Source organism: Methylocystis echinoides (assembly GCF_040687965.1).
Taxonomy (GTDB): Bacteria; Pseudomonadota; Alphaproteobacteria; order Rhizobiales; family Beijerinckiaceae; genus Methylocystis; species Methylocystis echinoides_A.
Map to the genome: position 1 here is coordinate 346916 of NZ_CP156084.1, position 14113 is coordinate 361028.

Consider the following 14113-nt stretch of genomic DNA (forward strand, 5'->3'; position numbering starts at 1 on the left):
CAAGCGCGCGCCGGCATTAACAATGTAAACAATATTTTTTGGCGCGAATTGTCGTGATTATCGCTTGCGGCGATTCACGCCGCTCCTTAAAAAGGAGGCCTCCACAGCGCCGTTCCTGCTCGCCCGAGCGCTTTCCTCTTACATTTCCTTTGGTTTCCGACATGCCATCAACCCTCAGAATTCTTGTGGTTCTTGGCGCGGCGCTCATTGCCGGCGCCGCTCTGGCGCTGGAAAACAAGAAGGTTGCAAATAACAATGCAGCCCTCCGGAGCGCCCATCAGGGGCAATCGCAGGAAGAAACCGCGATGCAGGCGATGTGTCGCGAGATCCTCGTCGATACGGATGAGGGATATGGCGTGACGAATCACGAATCACGCGTCATCTGCGACGCGCTTCGCTAAGTCTTCCCGCCGAGCGCTTCGAGATAGAGCGCCCGCGAGGCTGGCATGGAGACGCTGCGCGGCGCGAGCACGTCGCGCGTCAAAAAATAGCCGGTCAGACGGAAAGCGTCGACGATCTCCGAGACTGAGGGGGCCTCTGACGCATCCTGCAGAAAGCGCGGATAAGGCAGGAGCCGCGCGCTCCACGGCGCGCCCGCGTCGCGATTGACGGCGCGGCCCGACTTCGGCGAGACAAAGGCGAGCCCTTCGCGCGCGCCTGTCAAGGCGCAGCTCTGCAAGTCGAGACCGAAGCCGAGCGCCGCGAGCAGAGAGAGCTCGAAGCGGGCCATCAACGGCGCCGCGGCGTCCGCCGAATCGAGCCCCGCGGCGATGGCGTTCGCCATGTCGAAGATTTCCTCCTGAGGATCGCGTTCCGGAAGCAGCCGCAGCAGCGCCGTCAGCGCGGCGACGCCATGCAGCGCTGCGCCCCGATCCAGATAACGCGCGGCCCGGCTGGCGAGCGGCTCGACGGAAAAGACGCCCAGATGATCCTCGAGCCGGGCCCGCCAATTGGCGGCCACCAGATTTCCGGGCTGCAGGACTGGACGCATCGCCTTTGACCGGCCGCCGCGCACGACGCCGAGATGGCGGCCATGCGCGCGAGTCATCAGCTCCAGAATCACGGAGGTCTCGCCGTGCTTTCTGACGCCGATGACGAGGCCCTCGTCCTGCCATTCCATGGCGCGCCCTTCAACGACGACAATCTAATCCCGTCACCCTTGCGGAGAAGGGGATAGGGGCGGGGTCGACGATCCTCGTCGTGCGCCTCGCCTCACGCGGCGTTACTGCTCGGACAGCTTCATCTCGGGGCTGTACTCGATCCCCTCCACGTCCTTGACGATCGCCTGACCGCAGATCACGCGATTTTGCGCCGTGTCGAAGGTCAACGTCGGTCCGCCATGGAGGCTCCAGCCCTTGCTCAGCGCCTCCGTGACGCGGTGGCAGAAGGCCGCGTCGTCGGGGCCGGTGAGATAGCGGTAGACGGTCAGAACTTTGTGCTTCTTGGCCATGGGAAAGCCTATTCGCCCTTGGGAAAGTCGAGCCGCATTTCGCGATAGCGCTCCGGGTCCTCCGCCCAGTTTTCCCTTACCTTGACAAAAAGGAAAAGATGCACCGGCTGCTCGGCGGCCTCGGCGATCTCGCGGCGCGCCGCCTGCCCGATCGCCTTGATGGTGCGCCCGCCCTCGCCGATGACGATCCGCTTCTGCCCGTCGCGGGCGACATAGATCGTCTGCTCGATCCGCGCCGAGCCGTCCTTCTGATTGGTCCAGGAGTCGGTCTCGACCGTGCTTTGATACGGCAGTTCGTCGTGCAGGCGCTCGTAGATCTGTTCGCGGGTGATCTCGGCTGCAAGCAGGCGCAGCGGCGCGTCGGAGAGTTGGTCTTCGGGATAGAGCCAGGGCGAGGGCTTCATCCGCCTCGCGAGCGCATGACGCAGATCGTCCACCCCGTCGCCGGTGAGCGCCGAGACCATGAACGTTTCCTCGAATTTCTGGCGCTCGTTGAGCTTCGCCGTCAGCGCCAGCAGCTTTTCGCGGGCGACGACGTCGATCTTGTTCAAGACGAGGATTTTGGGCGCCCTCGCCTCGGCGAGCTGCTCGAGGATCGCCTCGACTTCCTCGTCGAGGCCCTTGCGCGCGTCGACGAGCAGCGCAATGACGTCCGCATCCGCCGCGCCGGAGAGCGCGCTCGCCACCATCGCGCGGTCGAGCCTGCGTTTTGGCTTGAAAATGCCGGGCGTGTCGACCAGCACGATCTGCGCCGGCCCATCGACGGCGATGCCGCGCACCAGCGCGCGGGTCGTCTGCGCCTTGCGCGAGACGATGGAGACCTTGGCGCCGACGAGCTGATTGAGCAGCGTCGACTTGCCGGCGTTGGGCGCGCCGACTAGCGCCGCGAAGCCGCAGCGCGTTTCATGTTCCATGGCGTTAGCGTCGCTCACTGGCTCTTCCAATTCTATTACCGCAGCGTCTCCCCCTTCGCGGGCCAGCGATGGAGCGAGGAGACCTACTCCTCTACGCCCTCGCGCGCCATGAAGGCCGCCGCGGCCGCCTGTTCGGCGGCGCGTTTCGACGAACCGGCCCCCGTCGCCCCCTCGAACCCCTCGATTTCAACCGCGAGTTCGAAGGACGGCGCGTGATCCGGTCCGCTGCGCGCCACCAGCCGATAGCGCGGGGGGGCAAGGCGGCGCGCCTGCGCCCATTCCTGCAACGCAGTCTTGGCGTCGCGCAGATTGCGCCCCGCCTCGCGCATTTTAGGGCCGAAAGCGGCGCGCACCACACGCTCGGCGGCCGCCGTTCCGCCGTCGAGAAACACCGCGCCGATGATCGCCTCGCAAATATCGCCGAGGATTGCGCGCTTCTTGCGCCCGCCGGTCTGCGCCTCGCCCTCGCCGAGGCGCATATAGGGGCCGACGCCCCAGAGTTCGGCGACCTCGGCGCAGGTTTCCTTGCGCACCAGCGCGGCCAGACGGCGCGAAAGTTCGCCCTCGCTCTCGGCGGGGTAGCTTTCGTAGATCATATGCGCGACGGCGAGGCCGAGCACGCGGTCGCCAAGAAACTCCAGCCGTTCGTAGGAGTCCGGCCGCCGCGGCGCGGCGCTGACATGGGTGAGCGCCCAGCGAAGCAGGTCCCTGTCCGTGAATTCATGCCCGACGCGCCCCTCGAGCGCCGCAAGATCGGGCTTGCCTCGCGCCATGGCGCGCCCGCTCAATGCGCCGACTTGAACAGACGGCTCCAACGCACGGACCACGGCCAGCGCCAGAAGGCGAGCGCCGACTCATCTTTCCTGACCGAGAAGAAGATGATCTCGGCCCGGCCGACGAGGTTGACGAAGGGGACGTAGCCGACGCCGCCGCTCTCCGGCGCGATGCGCGAGTCGGTCGAGTTGTCGCGGTTGTCGCCCATCATGAAATAATGGTCCGGCGGCACCACGAAGAGCCCCGTATTGTCGTTCATCCCGTAATCGTCTTCGATCTCGATGATCGTGTGCTCGACGCCCGGATGCTGGGCGTCCCCCGGCAGCGTTTCCTTATAGGTCGCGACCGGAACCTCGCGCCCTTCCCTATTCTCCGTCTCCGCCGACGCGATCCGCTCGCGGGGCACGACGACGCCATTGATGTAAAGGCGGCCTTCGATCATCTGAATGCGGTCGCCGGGCAAGCCGATGACGCGCTTGATGTAGTCCGTCTCATTGTCGCGCGGCAGCTTGAACACCACCACGTCGCCGCGCTTGGGCGGCGAGGCCAGCACGCGGCCGGAAAAAACATTGGGGCCGAAAGGCATCGAATAATTCGAATAGCCATAGGCGTATTTCGAAACGAAGACATAGTCGCCGATCAGCAGCGTCGGGATCATGGAGCCCGATGGGATATTGAAGGGTTGAAACAGCAGCGTGCGGATGACGAGCGCAATGGCCAGCGCCTGGATGATGACCTTGATGGTCTCGAGAACTCCGCCCTCTTCCTGCTTCTGTGCCACCGGGACGTTCCTGCTCAAGCCGACTGCTCCTTGACCTTGGCGGCGGCCAGAATCCGCCCCGAGACCCCGCTTAGCACGGCGTCGCCCAGATGAGAACCAGTGGCCTGGACAAGCGGTTACCGGGCAAGCCCGATCCGGGCTTCCCAGGCCCGGACCCGTCAGCCCGCCGCCGCCCGCCCCTCTTCCATCGCCTGGCGCATCCGACGGATCGCCTCGGCGAGGCCGACAAAGACAGCCTCGCCCACGAGGAAATGGCCGATGTTCAGCTCGACGATCTGCGGCAGCGCCGAGACCCGCCGGGCGGTGTCGTAGTCGAGGCCGTGGCCCGCGTGGACTTCGAGCCCGCGCCCCCCGGCATAGGCCGCGGCTTCTTGCACGCGCGCAAATTCACGATCCGCCAGCGCCAGATCGCCCACTTCCACGGCGTGGCACCAGGCCCCCGTATGCAACTCGACGACCGGGGCCTTGATCGAGACAGCGGCGTCGATCGACTCCGGCGACGGCTCGATGAAGAGCGACACGCGGACGCCGCCGCGCGTCAACTGGTCAACATAGGGGGCGAGATAATCGTGGCCGCCGATCACGTCGAGGCCGCCCTCGGTCGTGCGCTCGGTGCGCTTTTCGGGCACGAGACAGACCGCATGCGGCGCGGTCGCGAGGGCGATGTCCAGCATCTGCCCGGTCGCCGCCATTTCGAAATTGAGCGGCTTTGAAATCGCCGCCTTCAGCCGCGCCATGTCGGCGTCCGTGATATGGCGGCGATCTTCCCGCAGATGCGCGGTGATCCCGTCGGCGCCCGCCTCAATGGCGAGGAGCGCCGCGCGAACGGGATCGGGACGCGGCCCGCCGCGCGCATTGCGGATGGTGGCGACGTGATCGACGTTGACGCCGAGGCGAAGGGGTTTTGTAGTCATGGCGCGTCATAGCGCAGCGAGGGGACGCTTGTCATGCCGGAGGCGCTAGCCAGACGCGCCCTGGTCCTTCGAAACGCGAGCTTCTAACAAGCGCCGCACGGAGGGGGGCGGTTCAAGCCTGTCGATCGCACTGCTCGGCTAAGGCCAACTACCCGATCACCCGCTCGACCTTGCTCACCAGCGCGCTCGCCCGCAGCTTGGCGACCACGTCGGTCAAATGCTTGAGGTCGGCGACCTCGAGATCGAAGGTCATCTCGCGGAAATCCGGCGACTGCGCCTTGAAACGGATATTATCGATATTGGCGCGCGCTTCGCCGATCAGCGTCGCCAGGGCGCCGAGCGTGCCGGGCTCGTTGATCGCCGTGACGACGATGCGCGCCGGGAACAAAGCGGGCTTTTCCGGATCGATGTCCCAGCGTACGTCGAGCCAACGCTCGGGCTGGTCGTCGAAGGCAGTGAGCGAAGGCGACTGGATCGGATAAATGGTGATCCCCTCGCCCGGCGTGAAAATCCCGACGATGCGGTCGCCCGGCACGGCGCCGCCCTCCGGCGCGAAGCGCACCGGCGCGTCGCCGCGCAAGCCGCGAATGGGAATGGCGCCCGGGTCCCCGTCGCCCGCCGCGCCCGGCGCCTTGAAGACGACATTGGCGTTGGCCTTGACGCCGAACCAGCCCGGTTCGCCCGGCGCCATCGGCGCCTGCGCGGTTTTGCGCTCCTCCGTGAAGTCCGGGTAGACCGCCTTCACCACGTCACCGGAATAGATTTCGCCACGTCCCACCGCGGCCAGAACGTCGTCGATCGAGGGCCGGGCGAGACGGGTAAGCGCGCCCTTGAGTCTGTCGTCGGAGTAAGCGCGGCCCGCGCGCTCGAAGGCGCGCTCGACGATCTGGCGGCCGAGCCCGGCGTATTGTTGCCGCACCGCCTCGCGCGTGGCGCGGCGGATCGCGGCGCGCGCCTTGCCGGTCGCGACAGCGGCCTCCCAGGCAGCCGGCGGCACATGGCCTTCAGCGCGGATGATCTCGACTTCGTCGCCATTCTGCAATTGAGACAAAACCGGCGCGACGCGGCCGTTGATCTTGGCGCCCACAGCCGAATCGCCGAGCTTGGTGTGGACGGCGTAGGCGAAATCGATCGGCGTCGCGCCGCGCGGCAAGGCGATGAGGCCGCCCTTGGGCGTGAAGCAGAACACTTGATCCTGAAACAGCTCGAGCCGGGTATGCTCGAGAAACTCTTCGGGACTGTCGCCATGCGCCAGCAGATCGAGCGTCTCCTGCAGCCAGCGGAAGGCGCGGCTTTCCTTGGCGAGCTCCTCGCGCCCTTCGTCGCCCGTCGCGTCCTTGTAGAGGGCGTGGGCGGCGATGCCGAAACGGGCGATCTCATGCATCTCGGCCGTGCGGATCTGAAGCTCCACGCGCTGATGGCCGGGTCCGATCACGGTGGTGTGGATCGAGCGATAGTCGTTCTGCTTGGGCGTCGAAATATAATCCTTGAAGCGGCCCGGCACGTTCGGCCATTTGGCGTGCACGACGCCGAGCGCGCGATAGCAGTCCTCGACGGTGCCGACGATGATGCGGAAACCGAAGATATCGGAGAGCTGCTCGAAGGAGATGGATTTGCGCTCCATCTTGCGCCAGACGGAATAGGCCGTCTTCTGGCGCCCGGTCACCGCCGCCTCTATCCCGCGATCGGAGAATTCGCGCTTCAGCTCGTCCTCGATTTTCTTGATGATGCGGCCATTTTTCGTGCGCAGCTCGTGCAGGCGCTGCTCGATCGTCTGATGCGCCTCGGGCATCAGATGCCGGAAGGCGAGCCCCTCCAATTCCTCGCGCAGGCGCTGCATGCCGATGCGCCCGGCGAGCGGCGCATAAATGTCGAGCGTCTCCTGCGAGATGCGGGCGCGCTTTTCCTGCGGCACGAAATGCAGCGTGCGCATGTTGTGCAGGCGGTCGGCAAGTTTGACGAGCAGCACCCGCACGTCTTCGGCGACGGCGAGCAGCAGCTTTCGGAAATTCTCGCCCTGGCGGGCCTGTTTGGAAACGAGGTCGAGTTTCTCGATCTTGGTGAGGCCGTCCACGAGCCGGCCGATCTGCTCGCCAAACAGGCGATCGATCTCTTCTCGCGTCGTCTCCGTATCTTCGATCGTGTCGTGCAGCACGGCGGCGACGATGGTCGCGTCGTCGAGCTTGAGATCCGTCAGGATGGCGGCGACTTCGAGAGGGTGGGAAAAATAGGGGTCGCCGGAAGCGCGCGTCTGCTGGCCATGCGCCTTCATCGCGTAGACGTAAGCGCGGTTCAGCAAATCCTCGTCGACGTTCGGGTTGTATTTGCGAACGCGCTCGACAAGCTCGTATTGACGCATCATGCGCTTAAACGCCACGACAGGATAGCGCGGCCGACGCGGCCCTCGCATCCGAGCGGCGCGGAGCGGGCGGGCGACGTCAGGCCGCTGGGAATTGACCCGAATTGTAGCGCAGCTTTGCCGCGGTCTCCAAGGGGAGACCGCATCGCCAATGGCTTTTACTCGCCGTCTTCCTCGACCTCGGCCGGCGGCACAAGTCCCTCGAGGCCGCGCAGAAGGTCTTCCTCGGTCATGCGGTCAAACTGCGTCTCGCCCTCGAGGTCGGCGCCGGCGGCAGGGGTAAGGGCGGGCGCAGCCTCGGCCTCCGGCTCGTCGACTTCGACGTGGCGCTGCAGAGAATGGATGAAATCCTCCGACAGATCGCCCGGCGACAGCGCCGTCTCGGCGATCTCGCGCAAGGCCACCACGGGGTTTTTGTCGCGGTCGCGATCCACGAGAATTGGCTGGCCGGAGGAGATCAGCCGGGCGCGATGAGCCGCAAGAAGAACCAGATCGAATCGATTCTCAATTTTGTCGATACAGTCTTCGACGGTGACGCGCGCCATCTGTCCACAGCTCCTGTCCGAGGGGAAACGAAGGCAGTTATACCAATATGGTTGACAGATCAATCGCAAACTGGGCTTTTGACGAACCCACGCCGGGTTATGGTTGCCCATATTGAGCGGTAAACCATCAACTTATCGGAAATTTAACAAAGTATTGTCTGCTTAAAGCTCGGGTTGCTCTTGACGTTGCGGCACATCGGCGCAATCTACCGGTCGTGACGCTGCGGCGTCCGTGTTCCGACAAAGGCGCCTTTCCAAAATGAAACCGGCGATGGTTTGTCGGCAGTCAAGGCCGCTTCAACAGGGTTGAACGCGCCGGCGCCGGGCCCAAGGCCGAGAGCTCGGGCGAAGGCGACCTACATAACGAACGCGAGAATAAAATGGCTGATATCGAACGTATTGCGTTATTTATTGACGGCGCTAATCTCTACGCCACGGCCAAGTCGCTTGGCTTCGACATCGATTACAAACGCCTCCTGCGCGAGTTTCAGGCCAAGGGGCGACTTATACGCGCGTTCTATTATACGGCCTTGATCGAGGATCAAGAGTATTCCTCGATCCGCCCGTTGATCGACTGGCTCGATTACAACGGCTACGCTGTCGTGACGAAGCCCACCAAGGAGTTCGTCGACTCGCTGGGCCGCCGCAAGGTCAAGGGCAATATGGACATCGAGCTCGCCGTCGACGCGATGGAGATGGCCGAGCATATCGACCACATGGTTCTGTTCTCGGGCGACGGCGACTTCCGTTCGCTCGTCGAGGCCGTGCAGCGCAAGGGCGTGCGCGTCTCGGTGATCTCGACGATCACCACGCAGCCTCCGATGATCGCCGACGAACTGCGGCGCCAAGCCGATGAATTCATCGACCTCATCCATCTGGTCGGAAAGATCGGACGTGATCCTGGCGAACGCGCCGAGCGTATGCAGCGCTACCAGGAGCGCCCCAGCCGTCCGCAAATGCCCGCGCCCGCCCCGGCCGGCGTGCATAGCGAAGAAGACGAAGAATAAGGCTCCTCTGCTTCGAGAGTCCAAAAGCCCGGCCCTCGCCGGGCTTTTTTGCGCTCCGAGGCGTCCTTGCCGGCCGAAACTAACCTTTCTCGCGCATGAGCCGCCCCTTTTCCCGGCTCCAATCGCGTTTCTTCTCGACCTCGCGCTTGTCGTGGATCTTCTTGCCGCGCGCGAGCGCGATTTGGAGTTTCGCGCGTCCCCTGGCGTTGAAATAGAGCTTCAACGGCACGATGGTCATGCCCTCGCGCTCCACCGCCTGCGCGAGCTTCGCGATCTCGCGGGACTTCAGCAATAGTTTTCGCGGTCGCTTCGGCTCGTGGTTGAAACGGTTGCCAGAGAGATATTCGGGAATATTGGCGTTGACGAGCCAAGCCTCGCCATGCCTGTCGACATGGGCGTAGCTCTCGGCGATTGTCGCCTTGCCGGTGCGCAGCGACTTGACTTCCGTCCCGGTCAGGGCGAGCCCCGCCTCGAAGGTCTCGCCGATCTCATAATTGAAGCGCGCCCTCCGGTTGTCGGCGACAACCTTGTGATTCGGCTCCTGCTTAGCGGCCACGGCCCGTTCCTAGAGCTTTCGAGCGAAGACTGATTCCCGGCGACGACGCGTCGAAAGCTCTATGCCGGCAGCAGGCCGGCGCGGATCATGGCGGCGCGAATGCGGTCCTTGGTGGGCTGCGTCGAGAGCACGAGCGGCAGACGCACCTCTTCGCGCGCCTTCCCGAGCAGCGACAGACCATATTTCGCGCCTGTGACGCCTGCCTCGAGGAAGGTCGCGACTTGGAGCGGCACGAGCCGGTCCTGAACTTCCAGCGCCTTGGCGTAATCGCCGGCAAGACAGGCGCTCTGCAGATCGGCGCACAGGCGCGGCGCGATATTGGAGACGACCGAAATGCAGCCATGCGCGCCCGCGGCCATGCAGGCGAGCGCCGTGAGGTCGTCGCCCGAAAGCTGGATGAAGTCCGGCCCCATCGCCTCGCGTTGCAGCGAAATGCGGCCGATATTGCCGGTCGCGTCCTTCACGCCGACGATATTCTTGAGCTCCGACAGACGCTTCATCGTCTCGACGCTCATGTCGATCACCGAGCGCGGCGGGATGTTATAAATAACGATCGGAATCGACACCGCGTCGTTGATCGCCTTGAAATGCAGATAGAGCCCTTCTTGATTGGGCTTGTTGTAATAGGGCGTGACGATCAGCAGTCCGTCCGCGCCGGCGCGCTCGGCGTGACCCGCAAGGGCGATGGCCTCGCGCGTATTGTTCGAACCCGCGCCGGCGATGACGGGGACGCGCCCCTTGGCCGCCCGAATGGTTTCCGTGACGACGCGGCCATGTTCTTCATGGCTCAGAGTCGGGCTTTCGCCCGTCGTCCCGACGGGAACAAGCCCATGCGTTCCCTGCTCGATTTGCCAGTCGACGAGCGCGTGGAGCGCGTCGTAATCGACCTCTCCATTGGCGAAAGGCGTGACGAGAGCCGTGATCGACCCATGAAAAATCGGCTTGTTGCTCATAGAATCAGGAACTTCCTTACGCCTCACAGCCGCCGTATTCGCGCCCGTATCATAGACGGGTCTTTCATAGCCGCTGGGGGCTTGTGAGAAAAGCCCCACCTAGGCGAGTTGGGGCGCGTCAGGCAGGGCGCTACGGCGACGCCTTGGTTAACGCTTCGTAAGTGAATAAGGTCCAGCCTCTGAAGACGGAAACGAAACGCGATGACCTTGCCTCCACGGGTTTCGATGCGCCTCAAGCTCCTGGCCGCCGCCGCCGTGATCGCCCTGATCACGCCCGCCTTCACGGGCTTTGACGATCTGGGCGATGGGGAAGCGCGGCGCGAATACGTCAACATCGTTCCGCATGTTCCGTTCAGCGTCGGGGCCTGGCGCGCGCGCGTCGGCAATCTCGAGGAGACGGTGCGCGGATTGGTCACCGGCGAGCCGCCCCACACCGAGGCGGCGCATCCGCCGCAGATCTCCCTGTTTGGGCAGGACGACGCGGGCCTGTCCCCGCTCGCGCGTTATACGCCGCCGGACGGATGGCCGCGCGCCGCTGCGCCGAACGCGACCGACCCGTCGAAACTTCTCGGGCCGGACTTCGAGAATTTCTACCCCGCTTTGGCGGCCTTCCGCGCCGGCGACTTCGCGAGCGGCGAAGAGGCGGCGGCCAATCTGCAGACCGATCTCGCGGACACGGCCGCGCGCTGGGTCGGACTCAAGCTCCATTCCCACGAGGCGGGCTTCAAACGCATCACAGCCTTTCTCGCGGCGCATCCGGATTGGCCGGCCGCGGACTGGCTCCGTCGCCGCGCCGAAGAGGCCCTCGTCGCGGAACACCACCCGGACCGGGTCGTGAAGGGCTGGTTCGCCGAAACCAAGCCGCAGACGGCCTATGGCAAATTTGCGCTGGCCCGCGCGCTGGCGCGCGACGGCGACTTCGAGACCGCCGGCGCGCTCGCCCGAGAGGCCTGGCGCGAAGAGGATCTCGGCCAAAGTTTCGAGAACCAGTTCTACAAGGAACTCGGCGCGCTGCTTACCGCCGAGGATCACAAATATCGCGCCGACCGTCTGCTTTACGCCGGCAAGAATGTGCTCGCCCTGCGCGCCGCCGAACTCGCCGGCAAGGATGTCGCGGCTCTCGCCCGCGCCCGCGCGGCGGCGAATAACGGAGCCGGCGGCGAGAAGCTTTTCGCTTCCGTGCCGCCGTCGCTCCAGAACGACCCGGGCCTGCTCTTTTCGCGCATCCGCAGTCTGAACGGCGCCAAGAAATTCGCCGAGGCCGGCGCGCTGTTTCGCAAGGCGCCCACCGATCCGGCGAAAGTGGTCGACGGCGACGCCTGGTGGGCCGAACGGCGCCAGACCGCGCGCAAGCTGCTCGATACGGGCGACGCCGACACCGCCTATCTCATCGCGTCGCAACATGGCGCCGAGTCGACGAGCAACAAGGTCGAAGCCGAATTCATGGCGGGCTGGATTGCGCTGCGCTTTCTGGACGATCCGTCGCGCGCCGCAAGGCATTTCGCAGCGCTGGGTCAGGTCGCGGAGACCCCGCTGCAAAAATCGCGAGCGCTTTATTGGCGCGCCCGCGCCGCAGAGGCCTATCACACGCCGGACGATGACGCGAAGGCGCGCGATTTCTATCGTCAAGCCGCCGCCCATTCGACCACCTTCTACGGTCAGCTGGCGAGCGCCAAGCTCGGCGGCGACGACCAGCCGCTGCGCCCCGCCCCGGCCGTCGCGCGAGATCACGAGCGCCACGAAGCCGTGCGCGTCGTCGAGCTGTTGCTCGCGACGGGCGACAAGGACGTGGCCGCGCCGCTCGCCCTCGAGGCGACGAAAAACATGGCCGACGTCCGGCAGATCGCCGCGCTCGGCGAAGCGATCGCCAGCCAGCGCGACGCGAAGATGTCGCTGATTTTCGGCAAGAGCGCGTCTTATCGCGGCATTCCGCTCGACGACGTCGCCTTTCCCTCCTATGGCGTGCCGAATTTCGACGCGCTTCCGAACTCGGCCTCGCGTTCGGTCGTCTATGCGATCGCGCGGCAGGAGAGCGCCTTCGATCCCAAGGCTGTGTCTTCCGCCGGCGCCATGGGGCTGATGCAGATGATCGCCTCGACCGCGCGGCATACGGCCTATCAGCATGGCCTCGCATTCGACGCCGCGCGCATGGTGAAAGAGCCCGCCTTCAACGCCAGGCTCGGCGCGGCGCATCTCGGCACGCTGCTCGGCGAATACAGAGGCGCTTATCTTCTCACTTTCGCGGCCTATAACGCCGGCGGCGGGCGCGTGAAGCAGTGGATGGACGCCTATGGCGATCCCCGTAAGCCCAACGTCGATCCGATCGACTGGGTGGAGCGCATCCCGATCACCGAAACGCGCAATTACGTGCAGCGCGTGATGGAGAATTTCGTCGTCTACCGCGCGAAATTCGGCGACACCGGCACGGAGCCGCCGCAAGTGCAGCTCGCGCGCTTCGGGTCTTAAGACAGCGTCGCGCGCTCGAGCTGTTCCGGCGCGACGCAGCGCCATCCAAGTTCGTCTTGTATCCGGCGCCGCAGCGTATCGGCGGCTGTCGGCTCGCCATGCGTGACGAAGGTCATGCGCGGCGGATTAGTGAAATTGCGCAGCCAGCGCAGAATGCCGTCCGCGTCTGCATGCGCCGACAACATCGTTAAATTCTCGACCTCGGCGCGCACGGGCACATATTCGCCGTGAATCTTGACGCTGTCGGCGCCAGAGACCAGCGCCGCGCCGCGCGTGCCCGCCGCTTGAAAACCGGAGAAGAGGATCGTGTTGCGCGGGTCCGGGAGGCATTTCTTCAAGTGATGCAGCACGCGGCCCCCCGTCGCCATTCCGCTCGCCGAAATGATCACCTTGGGCGTCTCGTCATCGTTGAGCGCCTTTGACTCCTCGACTGACTGAACATATTTCGCCACCGCGCAGGCGCGTCGCCGCTGCTCGTCCGAAAGCTTCTGGTCGTCGCCATAACGCACGAACAATTCGCTCGCCTCGGCCGCCATCGGACTATTCAGATAAATTGGCACATTGGCGAGGCGGCCCGACGCTTTCAGCTGCTCGAGATAATAAAGCAGCATCTGCGCGCGCCCCACCGCAAAGGCCGGAACGATCACCGTGCCCCCGCGGCGAATTGTCTTTTCAACGACGCTCCCGAGCGCCTCCTTGGGGTCGCGTCGATCATGCAGTCGATCGCCATAGGTCGACTCGACGATGAGATAGTGCGCGCCGTCGATCGGCTCGGGATCGACGGTCAGCGGATCGTCGTAACGGCCGAGATCGCCCGAGAAGACGATCCGCCGGCCTCTCCAGTTCACTTCGAGCGAGGCGGCGCCGAGAATATGCCCGGCGCGATGCAGTCGCAAAACCGGGCCTTCCCGAAGATCGTGACTGTCGGCGAAGGAAAGCGAGGAAAACATCCGCAGCACGCGACGGGCGTCCTGCGAATCGTAGAGCGGCAAAGCGGGATGATGTTTCGAAAAGCCGCGGCGATTGGCGTATTCGGCGTCCTGCTCCTGCAGTCGCGCGCTGTCGGCGAGCAGGATTTTGCAGAGTTCACGCGTCGCCTTCGAGCAGTAGATGGGTCCATCGAAACCGTCGCGCGCCAGCGCCGGCAGATAGCCGGAATGGTCGAGATGCGCATGCGTCAGCAGCACCGCCGCGATGGTCTTGGGTTTCACCGGGAAAGGCGCCCAATTGCGCAGGCGAAGATTTTTCAGGCCCTGAAACAGGCCGCAATCGACGAGAAGGCGCGTGTCCTGCCTTTCGAGCAGATAGCGGGAGCCGGTGACGGTTCCCGCCGCGCCGAGGAAATGAATTTGCACTGCGGACTCTCGCTGATGTTTGCGCCTCGGTCAGCGTAG

Annotated in this window: 14 protein-coding genes; 3 read left to right on the forward strand and 11 right to left on the reverse strand. The window is 64.7% G+C overall.

What is annotated here, in order from left to right:
• The first annotated feature begins 53 nt into the window (after nt 1–53).
• Nucleotides 54–401, forward strand: coding sequence for a hypothetical protein (locus RVU70_RS01680; RefSeq protein ID WP_363349364.1), 348 nt, complete (start codon nt 54–56; stop codon nt 399–401).
• Here RVU70_RS01680 and recO read toward each other — a convergent pair.
• From recO to rpoZ, 8 genes are all read right to left on the reverse strand, one after another.
• A complete protein-coding gene (gene recO / locus RVU70_RS01685) occupies nt 398–1120 on the reverse strand; it encodes a DNA repair protein RecO (RefSeq protein WP_363349365.1) in 723 nt (240 codons plus the stop codon). The genes RVU70_RS01680 and recO overlap by 4 nt on opposite strands.
• A 102-nt stretch (nt 1121–1222) precedes the next feature.
• Complete coding sequence (locus RVU70_RS01690) at nt 1223–1450, reverse strand: DUF1737 domain-containing protein (RefSeq protein WP_363349366.1); 228 nt, start codon at nt 1448–1450, stop codon at nt 1223–1225.
• A gap of 8 nt (nt 1451–1458) precedes the next feature.
• Entirely contained in the window at nt 1459–2364 is a 906-nt protein-coding gene (gene era / locus RVU70_RS01695; protein ID WP_363351175.1) for a GTPase Era, read from the reverse strand.
• A gap of 83 nt (nt 2365–2447) precedes the next feature.
• On the reverse strand, nt 2448–3137 hold the full coding sequence (rnc, locus tag RVU70_RS01700; RefSeq protein WP_363349367.1) for a ribonuclease III: 690 nt from the start codon (nt 3135–3137) through the stop codon (nt 2448–2450).
• 11 nt (nt 3138–3148) lie between these two features.
• Complete coding sequence (gene lepB / locus RVU70_RS01705) at nt 3149–3919, reverse strand: signal peptidase I (protein WP_363351177.1); 771 nt, start codon at nt 3917–3919, stop codon at nt 3149–3151.
• A 158-nt stretch (nt 3920–4077) separates the two neighbouring features.
• Nucleotides 4078–4833, reverse strand: a complete 756-nt coding sequence (locus RVU70_RS01710; protein WP_363349368.1) for a pyridoxine 5'-phosphate synthase — start codon at nt 4831–4833, stop codon at nt 4078–4080.
• A gap of 148 nt (nt 4834–4981) precedes the next feature.
• Nucleotides 4982–7195: a bifunctional (p)ppGpp synthetase/guanosine-3',5'-bis(diphosphate) 3'-pyrophosphohydrolase gene (locus RVU70_RS01715; RefSeq protein ID WP_363349369.1), complete on the reverse strand. Its 2214-nt coding sequence runs from the start codon at nt 7193–7195 to the stop codon at nt 4982–4984.
• 155 nt (nt 7196–7350) lie between these two features.
• Nucleotides 7351–7737: a DNA-directed RNA polymerase subunit omega gene (gene rpoZ / locus RVU70_RS01720; protein ID WP_363349370.1), complete on the reverse strand. Its 387-nt coding sequence runs from the start codon at nt 7735–7737 to the stop codon at nt 7351–7353.
• A gap of 380 nt (nt 7738–8117) precedes the next feature.
• Between rpoZ and RVU70_RS01725 the strand changes: the two genes are divergently transcribed.
• Nucleotides 8118–8744: an NYN domain-containing protein gene (locus tag RVU70_RS01725; protein ID WP_363349371.1), complete on the forward strand. Its 627-nt coding sequence runs from the start codon at nt 8118–8120 to the stop codon at nt 8742–8744.
• 79 nt (nt 8745–8823) lie between these two features.
• Here RVU70_RS01725 and smpB read toward each other — a convergent pair whose 3' ends face one another.
• Both smpB and dapA read right to left on the reverse strand, forming a co-directional pair.
• Nucleotides 8824–9300, reverse strand: coding sequence for an SsrA-binding protein SmpB (smpB, locus tag RVU70_RS01730; RefSeq protein ID WP_363349372.1), 477 nt, complete (start codon nt 9298–9300; stop codon nt 8824–8826).
• A gap of 59 nt (nt 9301–9359) precedes the next feature.
• Entirely contained in the window at nt 9360–10253 is an 894-nt protein-coding gene (gene dapA / locus RVU70_RS01735; protein WP_363349373.1) for a 4-hydroxy-tetrahydrodipicolinate synthase, read from the reverse strand.
• 201 nt (nt 10254–10454) lie between these two features.
• Here dapA and RVU70_RS01740 point away from each other — a divergent pair, with 201 nt between their 5' ends.
• Entirely contained in the window at nt 10455–12719 is a 2265-nt protein-coding gene (locus RVU70_RS01740) for a lytic transglycosylase domain-containing protein (RefSeq protein WP_363349374.1), read from the forward strand.
• Here the strand turns inward: RVU70_RS01740 and RVU70_RS01745 are convergent.
• Entirely contained in the window at nt 12716–14074 is a 1359-nt protein-coding gene (locus RVU70_RS01745) for an MBL fold metallo-hydrolase (protein ID WP_363349375.1), read from the reverse strand. The genes RVU70_RS01740 and RVU70_RS01745 overlap by 4 nt on opposite strands.
• Nucleotides 14075–14113 lie beyond the last annotated feature (39 nt).

What these genes read in the sequence shown, in the direction of transcription:
- recO (WP_363349365.1), bottom strand. Translation starts at nt 1,120, where the DNA reads ATGGAATGGCAGGACGAGGGCCTCGTCATCGGCGTCAGAAAGCACGGC.
- RVU70_RS01690 (WP_363349366.1), bottom strand. Translation starts at nt 1,450, where the DNA reads ATGGCCAAGAAGCACAAAGTTCTGACCGTCTACCGCTATCTCACCGGC.
- era (WP_363351175.1), bottom strand. Translation starts at nt 2,364, where the DNA reads ATGGAACATGAAACGCGCTGCGGCTTCGCGGCGCTAGTCGGCGCGCCC.
- rnc (WP_363349367.1), bottom strand. Translation starts at nt 3,137, where the DNA reads ATGGCGCGAGGCAAGCCCGATCTTGCGGCGCTCGAGGGGCGCGTCGGG.
- RVU70_RS01710 (WP_363349368.1), bottom strand. Translation starts at nt 4,833, where the DNA reads ATGACTACAAAACCCCTTCGCCTCGGCGTCAACGTCGATCACGTCGCC.
- RVU70_RS01715 (WP_363349369.1), bottom strand. Translation starts at nt 7,195, where the DNA reads ATGATGCGTCAATACGAGCTTGTCGAGCGCGTTCGCAAATACAACCCG.
- rpoZ (WP_363349370.1), bottom strand. Translation starts at nt 7,737, where the DNA reads ATGGCGCGCGTCACCGTCGAAGACTGTATCGACAAAATTGAGAATCGA.
- RVU70_RS01725 (WP_363349371.1), top strand. Translation starts at nt 8,118, where the DNA reads ATGGCTGATATCGAACGTATTGCGTTATTTATTGACGGCGCTAATCTC.
- dapA (WP_363349373.1), bottom strand. Translation starts at nt 10,253, where the DNA reads ATGAGCAACAAGCCGATTTTTCATGGGTCGATCACGGCTCTCGTCACG.
- RVU70_RS01740 (WP_363349374.1), top strand. Translation starts at nt 10,455, where the DNA reads ATGACCTTGCCTCCACGGGTTTCGATGCGCCTCAAGCTCCTGGCCGCC.